Source organism: Pseudomonas sp. 05N432 (genome assembly GCF_056396945.1).
The window spans coordinates 89408-107499 of record NZ_JBFTMM010000014.1; the positions used below are offsets into that span (position 1 = coordinate 89408).

Annotated in this window: 16 protein-coding genes; 7 read left to right on the forward strand and 9 right to left on the reverse strand. The window is 59.9% G+C overall.

Annotation, left to right across the window (positions count from 1 at the left end):
• Window positions 1-4 precede the first annotated feature (4 nt).
• The 4 genes from gatB to AC1DHT_RS16340 all read left to right on the forward strand — a co-directional run bounded on the left by gatB (window position 5) and on the right by AC1DHT_RS16340 (window position 3483).
• Window positions 5-1450, forward strand: a complete 1446-nt coding sequence (gatB, locus tag AC1DHT_RS16325) for an Asp-tRNA(Asn)/Glu-tRNA(Gln) amidotransferase subunit GatB (protein ID WP_427530095.1) — start codon at window positions 5-7, stop codon at window positions 1448-1450.
• Window positions 1451-1598: 148 nt separating this feature from the next.
• The gene (locus AC1DHT_RS16330; protein WP_427530093.1) at window positions 1599-1973 is read left to right on the forward strand and encodes a septal ring lytic transglycosylase RlpA family protein; all 375 of its coding nucleotides are present in this window, start codon (window positions 1599-1601) and stop codon (window positions 1971-1973) included.
• Between the two features lie 50 nt (window positions 1974-2023).
• Entirely contained in the window at window positions 2024-3094 is a 1071-nt protein-coding gene (locus AC1DHT_RS16335) for a calcium/sodium antiporter (RefSeq protein ID WP_427542587.1), read from the forward strand.
• Window positions 3091-3483 carry a carboxymuconolactone decarboxylase family protein gene (locus tag AC1DHT_RS16340; RefSeq protein WP_427542590.1) on the forward strand — a complete coding sequence of 131 codons (393 nt, stop codon included), beginning with the start codon at window positions 3091-3093 and terminating at the stop codon, window positions 3481-3483. Before AC1DHT_RS16335 ends, AC1DHT_RS16340 begins: the two co-directional genes overlap by 4 nt.
• Before the next feature lie 136 nt (window positions 3484-3619).
• Here the strand turns inward: AC1DHT_RS16340 and AC1DHT_RS16345 are convergent, their stop codons facing one another.
• The 5 genes from AC1DHT_RS16345 to kdgD form a co-directional block, all read right to left on the reverse strand.
• On the reverse strand, window positions 3620-4561 hold the full coding sequence (locus AC1DHT_RS16345) for an AEC family transporter (protein WP_427542593.1): 942 nt from the start codon (window positions 4559-4561) through the stop codon (window positions 3620-3622).
• 156 nt (window positions 4562-4717) lie between these two features.
• A complete protein-coding gene (gene garD / locus AC1DHT_RS16350; protein WP_427542596.1) occupies window positions 4718-6271 on the reverse strand; it encodes a galactarate dehydratase in 1554 nt (517 codons plus the stop codon).
• An 11-nt stretch (window positions 6272-6282) separates the two neighbouring features.
• Window positions 6283-7644 (reverse strand): MFS transporter, encoded by a 1362-nt coding sequence (locus tag AC1DHT_RS16355; protein WP_427542599.1) that lies wholly within the window; start codon window positions 7642-7644, stop codon window positions 6283-6285.
• A gap of 103 nt (window positions 7645-7747) precedes the next feature.
• Complete coding sequence (locus AC1DHT_RS16360; RefSeq protein WP_477761399.1) at window positions 7748-9193, reverse strand: aldehyde dehydrogenase family protein; 1446 nt, start codon at window positions 9191-9193, stop codon at window positions 7748-7750.
• Window positions 9194-9267: 74 nt separating this feature from the next.
• Complete coding sequence (gene kdgD / locus AC1DHT_RS16365; protein ID WP_427542605.1) at window positions 9268-10179, reverse strand: 5-dehydro-4-deoxyglucarate dehydratase; 912 nt, start codon at window positions 10177-10179, stop codon at window positions 9268-9270.
• 236 nt (window positions 10180-10415) lie between these two features.
• Between kdgD and AC1DHT_RS16370 the strand changes: the two genes are divergently transcribed.
• From AC1DHT_RS16370 to AC1DHT_RS16380, 3 genes are all read left to right on the forward strand, one after another.
• Window positions 10416-12035: a phospholipase gene (locus tag AC1DHT_RS16370; RefSeq protein WP_427542608.1), complete on the forward strand. Its 1620-nt coding sequence runs from the start codon at window positions 10416-10418 to the stop codon at window positions 12033-12035.
• A 14-nt stretch (window positions 12036-12049) separates the two neighbouring features.
• Complete coding sequence (locus AC1DHT_RS16375; protein WP_145015771.1) at window positions 12050-12241, forward strand: hypothetical protein; 192 nt, start codon at window positions 12050-12052, stop codon at window positions 12239-12241.
• 635 nt (window positions 12242-12876) lie between these two features.
• Window positions 12877-13251, forward strand: a complete 375-nt coding sequence (locus AC1DHT_RS16380) for a hypothetical protein (protein ID WP_427542612.1) — start codon at window positions 12877-12879, stop codon at window positions 13249-13251.
• Between the two features lie 4 nt (window positions 13252-13255).
• On the opposite strand, the gene AC1DHT_RS16385 is transcribed toward AC1DHT_RS16380, so the two are convergent.
• The 4 genes from AC1DHT_RS16385 to AC1DHT_RS16400 all read right to left on the reverse strand — a co-directional run bounded on the left by AC1DHT_RS16385 (window position 13256) and on the right by AC1DHT_RS16400 (window position 17833).
• Window positions 13256-14002: a FadR/GntR family transcriptional regulator gene (locus AC1DHT_RS16385; RefSeq protein ID WP_427530074.1), complete on the reverse strand. Its 747-nt coding sequence runs from the start codon at window positions 14000-14002 to the stop codon at window positions 13256-13258.
• A gap of 191 nt (window positions 14003-14193) precedes the next feature.
• Window positions 14194-15921, reverse strand: coding sequence for an ABC transporter ATP-binding protein/permease (locus tag AC1DHT_RS16390; RefSeq protein ID WP_427542615.1), 1728 nt, complete (start codon window positions 15919-15921; stop codon window positions 14194-14196).
• Window positions 15922-16017: 96 nt separating this feature from the next.
• Window positions 16018-16578 (reverse strand): response regulator transcription factor, encoded by a 561-nt coding sequence (locus AC1DHT_RS16395; RefSeq protein WP_427542618.1) that lies wholly within the window; start codon window positions 16576-16578, stop codon window positions 16018-16020.
• On the reverse strand, window positions 16571-17833 hold the full coding sequence (locus AC1DHT_RS16400) for an ATP-binding protein (protein ID WP_427542621.1): 1263 nt from the start codon (window positions 17831-17833) through the stop codon (window positions 16571-16573). The genes AC1DHT_RS16395 and AC1DHT_RS16400 overlap by 8 nt, the downstream gene beginning before the upstream one ends.
• Window positions 17834-18092 lie beyond the last annotated feature (259 nt).

Sequence of the window (18092 nt, forward strand, 5' to 3'; positions counted from 1 at the left end):
ACACATGCAATGGGAAGTCGTGATCGGGCTGGAGATTCATACCCAGCTCGCCACCCAATCGAAGATTTTCTCCGGCAGCGCCACCACGTTTGGCGCTGAGCCCAATACCCAGGCCAGCCTGGTCGACCTGGGCATGCCCGGCGTACTGCCGGTGCTGAACCAGGAAGCGGTGCGCATGGCGGTGATGTTCGGCCTGGCGATTGACGCCGAAATCGGCCAGCACAACGTGTTCGCCCGCAAGAACTACTTCTATCCGGACCTGCCGAAGGGCTACCAGATCAGCCAGATGGAATTGCCGATCGTCGGCAAGGGCCACCTGGACATCCCGCTGGAAGACGGCACGGTCAAACGCGTCGGCATTACCCGCGCGCACCTGGAAGAAGACGCCGGCAAAAGCCTGCACGAAGAATTCAACGGCGCCACCGGCATCGACCTGAACCGTGCCGGCACGCCGCTGCTGGAGATCGTTTCCGAGCCGGACATGCGCAGCGCCAAGGAAGCCGTGGCCTACGTCAAGGCGATCCACGCGCTGGTGCGTTATCTGGGCATCTGCGACGGCAACATGGCCGAAGGTTCGCTGCGTTGCGACTGCAACGTGTCGGTCCGTCCAAAAGGCCAGGTCGAGTTCGGCACGCGCTGCGAGATCAAGAACGTCAACTCGTTCCGTTTCATCGAGAAGGCGATCAACACCGAAGTGCGTCGCCAGATCGAACTGATCGAAGACGGCGGCAAGGTGATCCAGCAGACGCGCCTGTACGACCCGAACAAAGACGAAACCCGCGCCATGCGCAGCAAAGAGGAAGCCAACGACTACCGTTACTTCCCCGATCCGGACCTGTTGCCGGTGGTCATCGAGGACTCGTTCCTCAATGATATCCGCGCCACCCTGCCGGAACTGCCACCGCAAAAACGCGAGCGCTTCCAGGAGCAGTTCGGCCTGTCGGTCTACGATGCCAGCGTATTGGCCTCGAGCCGCGAGCAAGCCGACTACTTCGAAAAAGTCGTGAGCATTGCCGGTGACGCCAAACTGGCGGCCAACTGGGTCATGGTCGAGCTGGGCAGCCTGTTGAACAAACAAGGCCTGGAAATCGACGAAGCACCGGTCTCGGCCGAGCAGTTGGGCGGCATGCTGCTGCGCATCAAGGACAACACCATCTCCGGCAAAATCGCCAAGACTGTGTTCGAAGCCATGGCCAACGGCGAAGGCAGCGCCGACGAGATCATCGACAAGCGCGGCTTGAAGCAGGTCACCGACAGCGGCGCAATCTCGGCCGTACTCGATGAAATGCTCGCAGCCAACGCCGAACAGGTTGAACAGTACCGCGCGGCAGACGAAGCCAAACGCGGCAAGATGTTCGGCTTCTTCGTGGGCCAGGCGATGAAAGCCTCCAAAGGCAAAGCCAACCCGCAACAGGTCAACGAACTGCTGAAAAGCAAGCTCGAGGGCTGACCGGAATGGAGCCAGATTTAAAGCCTGGCTCACCCTCCTGTGGGAGCGAGCCTGCTCGCGATGACGGCGGCACATCCACCATCGATGTGACTGACATTCCGCCATCGCGAGCAGGCTCGCTCCCACATTTGTTACAGGGGTACCGTTAATGAAACGTCTACTTGGCGCGTGCGCCCTGCTCTCTCTGCTGGCCGGTTGCGCCAGCACCGATGTCATCGATCCACGCGGCTACGACAAGACCGGCGTGGCCTCGTACTACGGCGCCAAACACCAGGGGAAACGCACCGCCAGTGGCGAGCGTTTCAACGCCAATTCCCTGACCGCTGCCCATCGCCAGTTACCCTTTGGTACCCGGGTGAAGGTCACCAACCTCAATAACGATAAATCCTGTGTCGTGCGTATCAACGATCGTGGACCGCACACTCGTGGGCGCCTGATCGATCTGTCTCGTGAAGCGGCCCAGCGGTTGGGCATGATGGGCAGTGGCACCGCGCGGGTTCGCGTGCAATCCCTCGACAACTGACAGACGGAGCCCAGGTTATTTTCGGACTTGCCGATTTACCACTGCTCAGCGTGCTTCAACTGTTCGGTGGCCTGGTACTGCTGATCGCCGGCGCCGAGTTACTGGTCCGCGCCGCCGTGCGCCTGGCCGCACGCTTGAAGGTGCGTCCGTTGATTATCGGCCTGAGCGTCGTCGCCCTCGGCAGCAGCGCGCCGCAAATGGCGGTCAGTCTGCAAGCCACCCTGATGCAAAACACCGACATCGCTGTCGGTAGCGTGATTGGCAGCAACATCTTCAACATCCTGGTGACCCTCGGACTCTCGGCGCTGATCATCCCGTTGCGGGTCTCCCGGCAATTGGTGCGCCTGGATATCCCGGTGATGATCGGCGCCAGCCTGCTGGTGTTCGCCCTCGCCTGGAATGAACGACTGACACCGCTCGACGGCACAATTCTGTTAGCCGCGCTGGTGCTTTACCTCGGGTTGTTGCTGCGCCAGTCGCGGCACTCGGTGCGCCCGCAGACCACCCCGGCGGACAGCGCCAACACATCCGGTGCGCCATGGTTGAGCAGCGTGTTGCTGATGCTCATGGGGCTGGCGTTGCTGGTGTTGGCCGGGCATCTACTGCTCAGTGCAGCGGTCGAGGTGGCGACTGAACTCGGCCTGTCAGAACGTATCATCGGCCTGACCATCATTGCCGTCAGCACGTCGCTGCCGGAACTCGCCACCTCGCTGATCGCCGCCTTGCGTGGTCAGCGCGACATCGCCGTAGGCAACGTGATCGGCAGCAACCTGTTCAACTTGCTGGGCGTGCTGGGTGTCACCGCCCTGGTCGCGCCGACGCCGCTGTCGGTATCGCCCAATGCACTGGATTTCGACTTGCCGGTGCTGCTGGCGGTCAGCGTGCTGTGTTTGCCGATGTTCTATTCCGGCTATCGAATCACCCGCGCCGAAGGCCTGCTGTTTCTGGCCTTGTACCTGGCGTATGGGCTGCATGTCGTGTCGTTTACCACCGGCATGCCGCTGGCCGGCAAGCTTGAACACCTGATGCTGTTTTTCGTCCTGCCGGCGCTGGTGGCGTTTCTGCTGTTTACGTCACTGCGCGCCTGGCGCCGCCAACACCACAAGAGGGAATCGCCATGACCGACAAACCCGACTTCAGCAAACCGACCGGCATCGAGGTACGCCGCCAGGTCATGGGCGATGCCTTCGTCGACCGCTCCATGGGCAATGCCACCGAGCTGACCCGACCGTTTCAGGAGTTCGTCAACGAACACGCCTGGGGCGCGGTATGGAACCGTGAGGGTCTTGCACTGAAGACCCGCAGCCTGATCACCCTCGCGGCCCTGACCTCGCTCAAGTGCCCGCAAGAACTCAAAGGCCACGTGCGCGGTGCGCTGAACAACGGCTGCACGGTCGACGAGATCCGCGAAACGCTGATGCACTGTGCGGTCTATGCTGGCGTGCCAGCAGCGATGGAAGCGTTTCGGGCGGCGCAGGAAGTGATCGACAGTTACCAGAAGCCAGAGTAAGACGCCGGCATTTCGGGTGCTTGCAAAATTGCTATCGCGAGCAGGCTCGCTCCCACATTTGATCTGTGTACACCAAAATCCATTGTGGGAGCGAGCCTGCTCGCGATTGGACCTGAGGGCAATGAGGATCTATTGGCTAGATCCACCCACCCCACTGCAACACAAAGATCCCGAGGTTGGTGGTGACCGCCGCCATCAACGTGGTGATGACGATGATCGCCGCCGCCAGTTCATGGTTGCCGTTGGCCGCCCGGGCCATGACAAAACTGGCGGCCGCCGTCGGGCTGCCGAAGTACAGGAACAGAATCCCCAACTCCGCCCCGCGAAATCCCCAGAGCCAGGCGCCGAGCGTGGCCAGGATCGGCAAGCCGACCATCTTCACCAGACTTGAACTCAACGCAAGATCACCGCTCTTGCGCAACGCCGCCAGCGACAGCGTGCCGCCAATACAGATCAACGCCAGCGGCAAGGTCATCTGCGCCAGGTAGTTGCCGGACGTCTCCAGCCAGCCGGGCAAACCAATCTTGAAATAGGCGAACGGCGCGGCAGATATCACACTGATGATCAGCGGATTGCTGAGCACACTTTTGCAGATGCTCCACGGATCGGACTTGATCACCGGGCTGTACACCGCCAGCACGATAGTCGACAGCGTGTTGTAAAACAGGATCACCAGCGCGGCAAGAATCGCCCCGAGGGAAATTCCGTAGTCGCCGTACATGCTCGCCGCCAGCGCCAGGCCGATGACCCCGTTATTACCGCGAAACGCGCCTTGGGTGTAGATCCCGCGATCCTCTCGCGGGCAACGCCAGATCGCCCAGCCCCAGGCAATCGCGAAACACGCCAGGGTTGCCAGCGCGAAATAAATCAGCAGCGCCGGCTTCAAGGCCGCGTGCAGGTCGGCGTGCACGATCCCGAGAAACAGCAACGCCGGCATGGTGACATTGAACACCAGCGACGAGGCGGTGTGGATAAAGTCGTCGTTGATCCAGTTGATGCGCTTGAGCAGAACACCCAAAAACAGCATGGCAAAGACTGGCGCGGTGATGGTCAGCGTTTCGAAAAAGATTGCCAGCATGCCGGGTGAACCTTGAGGGGCGTCGTTAGGGGGCTAATGATAAGCCACCGAGGACGCTGGCGTCTGGTAGACCGCCATCGCGAGCAGGCTCGCTCCCACAAGGATGGCGCTGAACCTGTGGGAGCGAGCCTGCTCGCGATGAACGATAACGCGGTCCTACGTGATAGGCGCCGGGTTGAACAAGGTAATGTCGTTGTGCAGTTTGTGCCGCTCCGCCCACGTCTGCTTCCTGCCACTGGCTACGTCCAGGTAGAAGTGGAACAACTCCCAGCCCAATTCCTCGATGGATGCACGTCCGGTGGCAATCCGCCCGGCATCGATGTCGATCAGATCCGGCCAACGCCGGGCCAGGTCGGTTCGGGTCGAAACCTTGACCACCGGCGCCATCGCCAGGCCATAAGGCGTGCCGCGCCCGGTGGTGAACACGTGCAGGTTCATCCCGGCCGCCAGTTGCAAGGTCCCACAGACAAAATCACTGGCCGGTGTCGCACAAAAAATCAGCCCTTTGCGCTTGAAGCGTTCGCCCGGACCGAGCACGCCATTGATCGCGCTGTTGCCGGACTTGACGATCGAGCCCAGGGATTTTTCGACAATGTTCGACAACCCGCCCTTCTTGTTACCCGGCGTGGTGTTGGCGCTGCGGTCCGCTTCGCCCTTGGCCAGGTAGCGGTCGTACCAATCCATTTCGCGCACCAGTTCCTGGGCGACTTCCTTGGTTTCTGCCCGCGAAGTCAGCAGGTAGATCGCATCGCGCACTTCAGTGACTTCGGAAAACATCACCGTCGCCCCGGCCCTTAGCAACAAATCCGAGGCATAACCCAGCGCCGGGTTGGCGGTGATCCCGGAAAACGCATCACTGCCACCGCACTGCATGCCGAGGATCAGCTCGGACGCCGGCACGGTTACGCGGCGGCGCTGATCGAGTTTCTTCAGGCGGATTTCAGCCAACGCCATGATCTGCTCGATCATCTCGCTGAAACCATGACTGGAATCCTGCAAGCGATACAACCACGGCTCGCTGAGGTCCACCGAGCTGTCGTTCTCGTGCATCACCTGCCCGGCCTGCAATTTCTCGCAGCCCAGACTGATCACCAACGCTTCGCCGCCCAGGTTTGGATTGCGCGCCAGGTTGCGCACGGTGCGGATCGGGATGTAGGCGTCGGTGGCGGTAATCGCCACGCCGCAGCCGTAGCTGTGAGTCAACGCGATCACGTCATCGACGTGCGGGTACTTGGGCAGCAACTCATCCTTGATGCGCTTGACCGCATGGTCGAGCACCCCGGTCACGCATTGCACGGTGGTGGTGATCCCGAGAATGTTGCGCGTACCGACGGTGCCGTCAGCATTGCGATAACCCTCGAAGGTGAAGCCTTCCAGCGGCGCTTGTGCGGCCGGCACCTCGGTGGACAGCGGCAGGCTGTTGAGCGGCGGCGCGGTGGGCATGCGCAGTTGATCTTCCTTGACCCAACTGCCACGCGGGATCGGCTGCAAGGCGTAACCGATGGTCTGGCCGTAACGAATCACCCGGCCACCCTCGGGGATATCCTCCAGCGTCACCTTATGGCTCTGTGGCACGAACTCCACGGTCACCAAGCCGTCCGGGAATTCAGTGCCGGCCGGTACGCCCTGGTCATTGACCACGATCACCACATTGTCGCGCTCGTGCAGCCGGATGTAGCGCGGCGAGTCGGAATGTTCAATCAACTGCATGACGCCGCTCCTCAGGAATGCGCTTGAGACAATTTGTTAGTCAGTTCGGAGCCATTGGCGGGTGGCTCTTTGAGTACCACGCGCTTGATCGGCCCAACGATGACCAGGTAGCTGAACACCGCGACCAGCGCGTTGCAGCCGACAAACACCAGCGCCCATTTGAAGGAGCCGGTGGTACTGATGATGTAGCCAATCACGATCGGTGTAGTGATCGACGCGATATTGCCGAACATGTTGAACAGCCCGCCACTCAAGCCCGCGATCTGTTTTGGCGACGTGTCGGAAACCACCGCCCAACCCAATGCGCCCACGCCTTTACCGAAGAAGGCCAGGGCCATGAAGCCCACGACGATCCATTCGATGTCCACATAGTTGCAGGCCACGATACTGGTCGACAGCAACAGCCCACCGATGATCGGCGCCTTGCGGGCGAAGGTCAGCGAGTGGCCCTTGCGCAGCAGGTAGTCGGAAATGAGCCCGCCCAGCACCCCACCGATAAACCCGCAGATGGCTGGCAGTGAGGCAATGAAACCGGCTTTGAGAATGGTCATGCCGCGTTCCTGCACCAGGTACACCGGGAACCAGGTCAGGAAGAAATAAGTGATGCCGTTGATGCAGTACTGGCCCAGGTACACGCCCAGCATCATGCGGTTGCTCAGCAGTTGGCGCACGTAATCCCACTTCGGCCCGTCGCTGCGCTTGCCCCGGTCCTGATCCATGTCGACCAGGCCGCCGTTGTCGGCGATGTGCTTGAACTCGGCCTCGTTGATCATCGGGTGCTGGCGCGGGCTGTGGATAATTTTCAACCAGATCAGCGAGAACACGATGCCGATCCCGCCCATCACCATAAACACGTGCTGCCAGCCAAAGCTGTAGACGATCCAGCCCATCAGCGGCGCGAAGATCACCGTGGCGAAGTATTGCGCCGAGTTGAAGATCGCCGAGGCGGTCCCGCGTTCGGCGGTTGGAAACCAGGCCGCAACGATGCGTGCATTACCGGGGAAGGATGGCGCTTCGGCCAGGCCCACCAGAAAGCGCAACATGAACAGCGCGACGATGGCGGTGGAGACACCGAACTCACCGACATAGCCTTGCAGCACGGTGAACAGCGACCAGGTGAAGATGCTCAGGGCATAGACTTTTTTCGAACCGAAGCGGTCGAGCAGCCAGCCGCCGGGGATCTGACCGGCGACGTAGGCCCAACCGAATGCAGAGAATATGTAGCCGAGGGTGACGGCGTCGATGCCCAGGTCTTTTTGCAGGCTGGAGCCGGCAATGGCGATGGTGGCACGGTCGGCGTAGTTGATCGTGGTCACCAGAAACAGCATGAGCAGGATTAAATAGCGGACGTGGGTCGGCTTGGTCGCTTGCATGTAGATGTACTCCCACTAATTATTTTTTTTGCGGGTAATCGTTTTATTTTTTGCTTTCTGTGGGAGCGAGCAAGCTCGCTTCCACAGAGAGCGGTGTTGCGTGTTACGAACCGATATAGGAAGTCTTCACCACGGTGTAGAACTCCTGCGCGTAGCGACCTTGCTCCCGCGATCCATAGGATGAACCTTTTCGGCCACCAAAAGGCACGTGGTAATCCACACCGGCAGTCGGCAGATTGACCATCACCATCCCGGCCTGGGAGTGGCGCTTGAAGTGGTTGGCGTACTTCAGCGAGGTGGTGGCGATACCCGCCGACAAACCGAACTCGGTGTCGTTGGCCATCGCCAGCGCCGCGTCGTAATCGGCCACCCGAACGATGTTCGCCACCGGGCCGAAGATCTCTTCGCGGCTGATACGCATCRCMGCCTCACTGTCGGCAAACAGCGTTGGCGCGAGGTAATAGCCTTCGGTGTCGCAGGTCACCAGGCCACCGCCACTGACCAGTCGCGCACCTTCGGATTGGCCGATGTCGATGTACTTCAAGTCCTGTTCCAGTTGTGCCTGGGAAACCACCGGGCCGATGTCGGTGCCGCTTTTCAGGGCATGTCCGACCTTGATCGACTTCATCCGCTCAGCCATGGCCTCGACGAACTTGTCGTGAATCCCGGCAGTGACGATCAAGCGGCTCGAGGCCGTGCAACGCTGGCCGGTGGAATAAAACGCACTCTGCACCGACAGTTCGACGGCTTGCTTGAGGTCGGCGTCGTCGAGAATGATCTGCGGGTTCTTGCCGCCCATTTCCAACTGAACCTTGGCCTGACGCGACACACAGTTGACCGCGATCTGCCGGCCTACGCCCACCGAGCCGGTGAAGCTGATGCCATCGACTTTCGGGCTGTTGACCATGGCATCGCCAATCACTCGACCGCTGCCCATCACCAGGTTGAACACCCCGGCCGGGAAACCGGCACGGGAAATGATTTCGGCCAGGGCCCAGGCGCAACCGGGCACCAGCTCTGCCGGCTTGAGCACCACGCAGTTGCCGTAGGCCAAGGCCGGGGCGATTTTCCAGGCCGGAATGGCAATCGGGAAGTTCCACGGCGTGATCAAGCCGACCACGCCAAGGGCTTCGCGGGTGACTTCGACGTTGACGCCAGGACGCACCGACGGCAGGTAATCGCCGGACAAGCGCAGGCATTCACCCGCGAAGAACTTGAAGATGTTGCCGGCGCGAGACACCTCGCCGATAGCTTCAGGCAGGGTCTTGCCCTCCTCCCGCGCCAGCAAGGTGCCGAGCTCTTCGCGACGCGCGAGGATTTCGCTGCCGACTTTATCCAGCGCATCGCTGCGGGCCTGAATGCCTGACGTCGACCAGGCCGGGAAAGCAGCACGAGCGGCGTCAATGGCCGCGTTCACCTGAGCCAGGTCCGCCTTGGCGTATTCGCCAATGACATCGGTCAACTCGGACGGGTTGATATTGGTCGAGTACTCGGCACCCGCGACCCATTGGCCGCCAATGAAGTTGTCGAATCGTTTTACGTCTGCCACAGCGCTTTCCCCTTAACAGAAGTTCTTGCACAAAAAGCCGCCGATTGCTCAGCGGCCCTGGTTGATTCAGCGGGTTATTGCGCGCCTTGCTTGTCCATCAACGCCGCGAGCATTTCAAACTCTTCCGGCGTCAGGTCAGTCAGCGGGGTACGTACGGGACCGGCATCGTAGCCAGCGATTTTCGCGCCTGCCTTGACGATGCTCACCGCGTAACCCGACTTGCGGTTACGGATGTCCAGGTAAGGCAGGAAGAAATCATCGATCAGTTTGCCGACGGTAGCGTGATCGTCGCGAGCGATGGCGTGGTAGAAATCCATCGCCATTTTCGGCAGGAAGTTGAACACCGCCGAGGAATAGACCGGAACGCCCAGTGCTTTATAAGCGGCGGCGTAGACTTCGGCAGTCGGCAGACCACCCAGGTAGCTGAAGCGATCACCGAGGCGGCGACGGATCGACACCATCAACTCGATATCGCCCAGCCCATCCTTGTAGCCGATCAGGTTCGGGCAGCGTTCAGCCAGGCGTTCCAGCAGCGGCGCGGTCAGGCGGCAGACATTGCGGTTGTAAACCACCACACCGATCTTCACCGATTTGCACACGGCTTCAACGTGGGCGGCAACACCGTCCTGACTGGCTTCGGTCAAGTAGTGCGGCAGCAGCAACAAGCCTTTGGCGCCCAAGCGCTCGGCTTCTTGAGCGTATTCGATGGCCTGACGGGTTGAACCACCGACACCGGCCAGAATCGGCACGCTGCTGGCGCAGGTGTCTACAGCCGTCTTGATCACATCGGAATATTCGCTGGCCGCCAGGGAGAAGAACTCACCAGTGCCGCCTGCGGCGAACAAGGCCGAAGCGCCGTATGGGGCCAGCCATTCGAGACGTTTGATATAGCCCGCGCGATGGAAATCGCCCTGAGCATTGAAATCGGTAACCGGGAAAGACAGCAGACCGGAGGAGAGGATGGACTTCAGTTCTTGTGGATTCATTATTCGAACACCCTGGACGCACGTTGTGATGAGAAAACCTGATCAGCTCTCGCCGAAGTTGTAGGTCATCGTACAACTTAAAATGCGACCGTCAACTGCATTTCATCGCCAGATGGAAAATCCGGGTAGGAAAAATCACTTCCTTGACGTAGGAAAGTTTGCAGCTATGCTCGACAACAACTGTATATACATACAGCAATTCGAGACACAACCTATGACATATCAAGGAGCTAGAAATGTCAGGTCTACATACCCAATCGCAGGAAAACCTCACTCATGACGACCGGATCATTGCCGATCTGGATCAGCTGTTCAGCGAACATGGCATTGCCATTTCCGGTGACGGCGATCACCTGATACTGCTGACTCACAGTCAACACAGCCCCAAACATCACGCACCCGGTCTGGCTGGAAAATCGCTGAACACCGAGCCTGCACCGCGTTTCGAAGGCGGCGAACACACCGCCATCGGCGATGCCACCCTGCTGCGCTTCGTCAATGACGCACCGGCCGTTGCGGCCTGGCAAGTGCCATTGCACCTGCCCAATGGCCTGGCACTGAGCTACGGCCAAATCGTTTCGCTAGGCGGTGATTTCTACGGCATTCCCGACCAGCCAATCTGCGATGGCGCGACCCCGGTTGATCGCATCCAGCGTTTTACTGCCGCGTTCAACTCACTGGCCGTACTGCCGGCGTCACGAGCAGAAGCCGGGTTGATTCTCAGCGTGATGCAGAAGGAAATCGCTGCCGCCAATCAGGCGATCAGGGACGGCAAACAACCCCACGAGGTCTACGACGCACTCGGTGATACGTTGTCTGAAGAGTGGAACAAGATCACCGGCGGTGGCAGTTTCGTCTCGGCACTGTTCCCCTTGGGACGCTATCTGAAACTGGCGGCGAACAACGCCGACCACTTCGGTGAATGGGCGTTGTTGGCGTACATCGCCGGGCACACCGCCGCCCTGCAACAGGCCGTTCTGGCCCACAACAGTGGCGATGAAAAACAATTGGAACTGGCCTACGCAATGAACGCATTTGCCGACCATTACCTGACCGACCTGTTCTCTGCCGGCCATCTGCGAATCCCGCGCAAACAACTGGCAGCAGCGGTTACGCCGAGTGACCTGGGTTCGCTGATCACCCGTTTCATGCACGATGAAGACAGCAAATACGGCCTCAACGTGAACAACACCAACGGTGATCAGTGGCATGCCTACGGCGACAAACGCTACTTCGACTCGGTCGACAGCGCCAACCGCAAACAGGTCAAACTCGCGGTCCAGCGCTCGGCCGACGAAGTCTTCGATACGTTCCTCAGCGGTTCACTGCCTGCGCCTTCCAGCTACGTTGCGCTGAAGTATCTGCCTGACCTCAACACCGTGAAAAAACCGGCGGGCAACTTCTCCGGGTTGTTTGTTCTGGACGGCAACAAGGTGCTGCGTCGCAGTGACGTCAACAACCTCAACGACAGCAGCCGGATCGACAACTGGTGGGGTTGGAGCACTTACTTGCTGCTCAAGGACTACACACCGAACAAACCGACCGGCTACCTGGACTCCCCCACCGCCGCACCGACGATCCAGGCTGATGGCTGGCAGAGCCAAACGCCCGGCGAACCCAACTGGTTGCCCGGCAATGCCGTGCGTTACGCCTTCAGCTACACCAACGGCTTGAATGAGTCCTACATCGGCCCCTGGTCGAATTACGCGGAGTTGAGTGAGCGCTTCCAGCCGACGCTGAACGTGCCGGGCAATGGCGCCTCACGCAACATTTTCCGCCAGTTCCGTGGCGGCTCGCCGGAACTGATCGGCTCGATCGACGCGCACACCACCACCTTCATAGACCGCAACGCCTGATAAGGAAATCACTGATGACTATCAACCTGACACTCGAACTGGCCTCGGGCCAATCCCTCAACGGCGCACCGCTGGAACTGCTGGCCAATGGCGTGCCGGTTGCGCGGGCGACTGTGGATGACAAGGGCCACGTGGCGTTTGATGCCAAGCCCGGAGCCGGACAATTGGCGGTAAGGGTGGATCGTTCAATCCTCAAGACTGGCTGAAGTTATAGCGAGAGGGCTGCCGGCCCCTTCGCGAGCAAGCCCGCTCCCACACTAGATTCACGTCGTACTGAGATTCCGGGTACGACAAAGATCAAATGTGGGAGCGGGCTTGCTCGCGAAGGCAATCTGCCAGGCAATACCGTTCTTGCTCCGGACCTCCGAATACCTACCACTCGTCGAACCTGTAATTTCTGACAGTTGGCGACGTTGGGCAATTGCGATGTAAATAGCTCTGGAGTTAACAAACCGGCTCCTTTAGCGCAGGGTTCAAAGCGGCGTTCATCAAACGGTTTGAAATATCGCTAAAGGGATTTTGATCATGACTGCACAACAGAAGGTTTTGCATAAACCGGAACTCCAGGAAGTCGTCAAGGGAACCCTCAAACGTCGAGAACTGGAAGGCCCCGCCCATGCGTTGATTCGGTCGTACCCCCATATATTGGTAGGGCAGATGATCAGGCTTACGGTTCATCCTTTGGTCAGGTGTAAGCGCATACGCAGGCATGAGTGTGTCGTCGCGCCATCTCAGAAACGCCTGGTCATCATCATTTTCAGCGCCCCCGGCTAAACACTCGTACTGTGCAGATCCCGCCGTGAATGAATCATGGCCTGCCACGCACGGAGAGCCCCCCATCATGATGCTTGCCCCGCCCATTCTTCCGCAGCTGTCCAGTCTGCACCCTGAAAAAACAACTGTGAAATTGTCGAGCCTGAGTGACACGCTGAAAATGCTTGTTCCCGACTCGGACCATTTCGAAGCGAACTGGGACGTTTACCCGATCCTCGGAGCCGATCCGGAATCGCCCGACTGGGAAGGTCTTCAAGCACCAACCGGCGTCTGGAATGACGCCGTCGATGACATGATCAAACTCACAGGAATCGAACTGTACATCCCGAAAGCGGTACTGGAGGCGTACTCGAATACAGCCGTCGAATTGCGCTACAAATTCACCGATGAATCCAGCCTCGAGCCTTATTCGGAGTGTGTGAAGCTGTACATCGAAGCGTGAACCTTCAACGCTGCGCCTCTGCCTCTTCATGGGCATGGCGCAGTCGTTCACGGCTGTTGGTCAGGTGCAGGCGCATGGCCGCTCGGGCTGCGTCCGAATCCTGGCGGGCGATGGCGTCGTAGATTTCTTCGTGTTCACGCGCCAGGCGATTCATGTAGTGCTGCTGGTCATCGTGGGCCAGCCGCGCAGAATTGAGCCGGGTACGCGGAATGATGCTGGTGCCCAGGTGGGTCATGATGTCGGTGAAGTAGCGGTTGCCGGTGGCCAGGGCAATCTGCAAATGGAACTGGAAGTCCGATGCCACCGCATCGCCTGCGTGGGCGGCGCTTTCGTTCAGGGCATCCAGTGCCGCGCGCATCAAGGCCAACTGTTCGGGGCTGCGGCGTTGTGCGGCAAGGCCTGCGGATTCCACTTCCAGGCTGATGCGCAACTCCAGAATCGCCAGCACATCGCGCAACGTCACCACCGTCGCCGGATCGATGCGAAAGCCGCTTGGGCTCGGCGTGTCGAGCACAAACGTACCGATACCATGACGGGTCTCAACCTGCCCCGCCGCCTGCAAACGCGATATCGCTTCACGCACCACGGTGCGACTGACGCCATGGGCTTCCATGATCGCCGACTCGGTGGGCAACTTGTCGCCACGCTTGAGCAGGCCGTCGCGAATCTGCTCGGACAGCACCGTGACCAGTTCCTGCGCGAGGCTGCGGCGCTTGCGCGGAAGACGGGGGGCGTCGATCGGGTTTTCCATGGTGAACATCAGTCTCAGGCAAACGGTTGAGCACGCATCATAGCGCAGCGCGGTTGTACGATCACTGCCTGAGAACACCATACCCTTTATGGGAGCGAGCTTGCTCGCGATAGCGGAGTGTCAGACACCTTGAGGCTGGATGTCAGTCCGTCATCGCGAGTAGGCTCGCTCCCACAGGGGGTTTATGGTGTTTAGGCGGTAACGGTCTGCTCCAGCAGATGGCCGCTGTCGATCCGCACATGCCGTGGATGGAAACGTTTCAGGCTGCTGCGATGGCCGACGCTGACGATGCTCAGGCCTGGCAAATGATCGATCAGTGCCTGATACAGCGACGCTTCATCCTCTTCGTCCATTGCCGAAGTCGCTTCGTCCATGTACAGCCATTGCGGTGCGTAGAGCAGCGCTCGGGCAAACGCCAGACGTTGCTGCTCGCCCGGCGAGAGCATTCGCTGCCAGTGATTGGCTTCGTCGAGACGGGAAACCAGATGCGGCAAACGGCAGGTTTCCAGCACGCGCGCGTAGTGCTCGTGCGTGTAGGTGTCGCCGGCCTGTGGATAACTCAGGGCGTCACGCAGGCTGCCAATCGGCAGATACGGCTTTTGCGGGAGGAACAGATAGCGCGCAGCCGGCAGTCGGATGTTGCCGTGACCCGCAGGCCAAAGATGCCCCATCGCCCGCAGCAAGGTGGATTTGCCACTGCCGGAACGACCGCTGAGCATGACGCGCTCGCCCGCCTCTACCGTCATGTCGGCATTGGTCAGCAAGTGACGACCGTCGGCCAGGTCCAGACCCAGGTTGTGGATTTTCAGCTCCGAGCCCTGATTCTGCACGTCGATGGCCGGCTGGCGCTCTTCGTTTTCGCTCATGGCCTGACGGAAACTCAGCAAACGGTCACAGGTGGCGCGCCACGAGGCGAGCTCCTGGTACGCACTGATGAACCAACTGAAACTCTCCTGCACGTTGCCGAAGGCCGAGCTGATTTGCATCAGTTCACCGAGTTCGATCTTGCCGGCAAAGTAGCGCGGCGCGGCGACCATGAACGGGAAGATAATCGCGATCTGGCCATAGCCGGAGGTAAAGAAGGTCAGGCGCTTGGACACTTTCATGATGTCCCAGAAGTTGTGCCAGACCCTGCCAAACCGTGTGCTCAAGCGCTGATGCTCGTTAGGTTCGCCGTTGTACAGGGCGATACTCTCGGCGTTTTCACGCACCCGGACCATGGAAAAACGCAGGTCGGCTTCGAAGCGTTGTTGTTGGTTATTCAGACCGATCAAGCGGCGACCGATCAAATGCGTCAGCCAGCTGCCAACCGCCGCATAGACCAGCACGCACCAGAACATGTAGCCGGGAATGGTAAAGCCAAACACCTCGATACTGCCCGACACCCCCCACAGGATGATCGAGAACGACACCAGGTTGACGATATTGCGGATCAGGCCCAGCCCCAAAGCCAGGGTGTTGGACGTGAAGTTGTTAAGGTCTTCGGAAATCCGCTGGTCCGGGTTATCGGTATAACCGCCCTGCTCCAGCTGATAGTAATTCTTGTCGCCGAGCCAACGGGCGAAGTGCTTCTCGGTGAGCCAGGCCCGCCAGCGAATAGTCAGCATCTGGGTCAGATAGAGCCGGTACACCGCACCGACAATCGCCACTGCGGCAATCGCGCTGAAATACAGGATCAGATGCCAGAACGCCGCTTCGTCCTTCTTTTGCAGGGCATTGTAGAAGTCCTTGTACCAGGTGTTGAACCACACCGAGATCCCCACGCTGATCAGCGACAGCACGATCACCGCAATCAGCAGCGCCCAGGCGGTACCCTTCTCTTCACTGCGCCAGTACGGCGTGATCATCTGCCAGACACGGCGAAAAAACTGCCCGCGCACACTGTCGTTGACCGCGGAATATTCAGCGTTCTGATTCATGGTTCAGACTCGATAAAGAAAAGAACAGGCACGAGCCGATCATAGATGATCGGCTCGGGTTGTCGCGAGGTCTGGCGATAACCGTTCAGCGCCGGTTCAGCGACGAACGGGACGCTTCTGCAGTTTGCGCTGCAGGGTGCGCCGGTGCATGCCCAGGGCGCGGGCAGTGGCAGAGATGTTGCCTTCATGCTCGGTCAGCACGCGCTGGATGTGCTCCCATTGCAGGCGGTCCACCGACATCGGGTTTTCCGGCACCAGGGTATCAAGGTCGGCGTGCTCTGAGAGCAAGGCGGCCAGCACGTCATCGGCGTCGGCCGGTTTGCACAGGTAGTTGCAGGCGCCGCGCTTGATCGCCTCGACGGCGGTGGCAATGCTCGAGTAACCGGTGAGGATCACCACGCGCATTTCCGGGTCGAGCTCGAGCAGTTTTGGCAGCAACACCAGGCCCGAATCACCGTCCATTTTCAGGTCCAGCGCGGCATAGTCCGGCAGATCCTGCTGGGCGATGGTCAGGCCCTCTTCGGCAGAGCTTGCAGTGCTGACACGAAAACCGCGACGGTTCATGGCGCGGGCCATCACGCGGGTGAAGGTTGCGTCGTCGTCTACCAGCAACAAATGCGGCAGGTCTTCGCCTTCGACTTGGATCTCGTCACTCATGTTCGTCTCCTCGGGCGACACGGGGCAGGCGCAGCTCGGTGAGCGTACCGCCTTCCTCATGACTGTAGAGTTTCACTGAGCCGCCAGCGCGTGTCACGCTGGCCTTGCTCAAAAACAGGCCCAGGCCGAAACCTTTGCCCTTGGTGGTAAAAAACGGCTTGCCGATCTGTTCGGCAATCGCCAGCGGCACACCGGGGCCGTGGTCGCGAATGCTGATGGTCAGCTCGACGGAATCCCAGTTCAGCGTCACTTCCAGCCCTTCGGGGCAGGCATCGGCGGCGTTGTTCAGTAAATTCAGCAAGGCTTGGGTCAGGTCCGGCGGCGGCGCCAGACGCGGTTCATCGCCAAGCCCCAGGCGCCGCAAGCGGTAGGTCGCTTCGGGACGCATCAGGTGCCAACGGTTAAGCGCTTCATCGAGCCAGACGCTGACACCCTGCATCTCCACCGCCAACCGACGATTGGCTTCGGCAGCGCGAACCAGTTGCTGCAAGGTTTCCTTGCACAGCTTCACCTGATCCTGCAGCACCCTCAAGTCATCTTGCAGCAGCGGGTCGTGATGATCCTGCTGCATTTCCTTGAGCAACACGCTCATGGTCGCCAGCGGCGTGCCCAATTCGTGAGCGGCGCCAGCGGCCTGGGTCGCAACAGCCAGCAGTTGCTGGTCGCGCAGGCCCTCTTCACGGCGAATCGCCCGCAGTTCTTCCTGACGGCGCAACTCTTCGGCCATCCGCGCAGCGAAGAAGGTGATCACCGCAGCCGCTAGGGCAAAACTCAGCCACATGCCGTAGATCTGCATCTTTTCCCGGTACATCGGGAATGTTTCCAGCGGGTAAAACTGCGCCAGCAACAAGGTGTACATCGCCAGCGCGATGCCCGAGAGAATCACCGAATAACGCCACGGCAGCGTCACGGCGGCGATGGTCAGCGGCACCAGGTAATAGGAAACGAACGGGTTGGTCGAACCACCGGAGAAATACAGCAGCGCACTGTGGATAAACAGGTCGCAGGCCAGTTGCACGGCGTATTCGAGTTCAGTCACCGGCCATGAAGTGCGCAAGCGGATCGCGGTAAAGGCACACAGCAGCATCGAGCAGCCGAGGGTCGCCGCCAGTTGAAACCACGGCAGCGGCAGCAGGTTGAACCAGTAGGCGAGCCCCACCGAACCGGCCTGAGCGGCCAGCACCAGGGTGCGGATGAACGTCAGTCGCCAGAGGTTCTGGCGAGTCGCGGAAAGCAGTTGTACGGGGGCGAGCATGAGCTCTCCTGATGAGCGCTCCAGGCGGATCGCGTCGAGTATAACCAAGCGAGGGCCCCGACAGGCAAAAGTGCGGCAAAGCGCCACACGGCAAAGACAGTTCACATCACACCACAATCCCTGTAGCAGCTGGCGAAGCCTGCGTTCGGCCGCGAAGCGCTCGCAATCCGGAGAACGCATTCAATCTGAAACAACGCGGTAGCTGATTTTACGACCGCTTCGCGGCCGAACGCCGGCTTCGCCAGCTGCTACAGGTAGT

Excerpts from the sequence above, each read along its gene's own strand:
- gatB (WP_427530095.1), top strand. The coding sequence starts at position 5 with ATGCAATGGGAAGTCGTGATCGGGCTGGAGATTCATACCCAGCTCGCC.
- AC1DHT_RS16330 (WP_427530093.1), top strand. The coding sequence starts at position 1,599 with ATGAAACGTCTACTTGGCGCGTGCGCCCTGCTCTCTCTGCTGGCCGGT.
- AC1DHT_RS16340 (WP_427542590.1), top strand. The coding sequence starts at position 3,091 with ATGACCGACAAACCCGACTTCAGCAAACCGACCGGCATCGAGGTACGC.
- AC1DHT_RS16345 (WP_427542593.1), bottom strand. The coding sequence starts at position 4,561 with ATGCTGGCAATCTTTTTCGAAACGCTGACCATCACCGCGCCAGTCTTT.
- garD (WP_427542596.1), bottom strand. The coding sequence starts at position 6,271 with ATGCAGTTGATTGAACATTCCGACTCGCCGCGCTACATCCGGCTGCAC.
- AC1DHT_RS16355 (WP_427542599.1), bottom strand. The coding sequence starts at position 7,644 with ATGCAAGCGACCAAGCCGACCCACGTCCGCTATTTAATCCTGCTCATG.
- kdgD (WP_427542605.1), bottom strand. The coding sequence starts at position 10,179 with ATGAATCCACAAGAACTGAAGTCCATCCTCTCCTCCGGTCTGCTGTCT.
- AC1DHT_RS16370 (WP_427542608.1), top strand. The coding sequence starts at position 10,416 with ATGTCAGGTCTACATACCCAATCGCAGGAAAACCTCACTCATGACGAC.
- AC1DHT_RS16375 (WP_145015771.1), top strand. The coding sequence starts at position 12,050 with ATGACTATCAACCTGACACTCGAACTGGCCTCGGGCCAATCCCTCAAC.
- AC1DHT_RS16380 (WP_427542612.1), top strand. The coding sequence starts at position 12,877 with ATGATGCTTGCCCCGCCCATTCTTCCGCAGCTGTCCAGTCTGCACCCT.
- AC1DHT_RS16385 (WP_427530074.1), bottom strand. The coding sequence starts at position 14,002 with ATGGAAAACCCGATCGACGCCCCCCGTCTTCCGCGCAAGCGCCGCAGC.
- AC1DHT_RS16390 (WP_427542615.1), bottom strand. The coding sequence starts at position 15,921 with ATGAATCAGAACGCTGAATATTCCGCGGTCAACGACAGTGTGCGCGGG.
- AC1DHT_RS16395 (WP_427542618.1), bottom strand. The coding sequence starts at position 16,578 with ATGAGTGACGAGATCCAAGTCGAAGGCGAAGACCTGCCGCATTTGTTG.
- AC1DHT_RS16400 (WP_427542621.1), bottom strand. The coding sequence starts at position 17,833 with ATGCTCGCCCCCGTACAACTGCTTTCCGCGACTCGCCAGAACCTCTGG.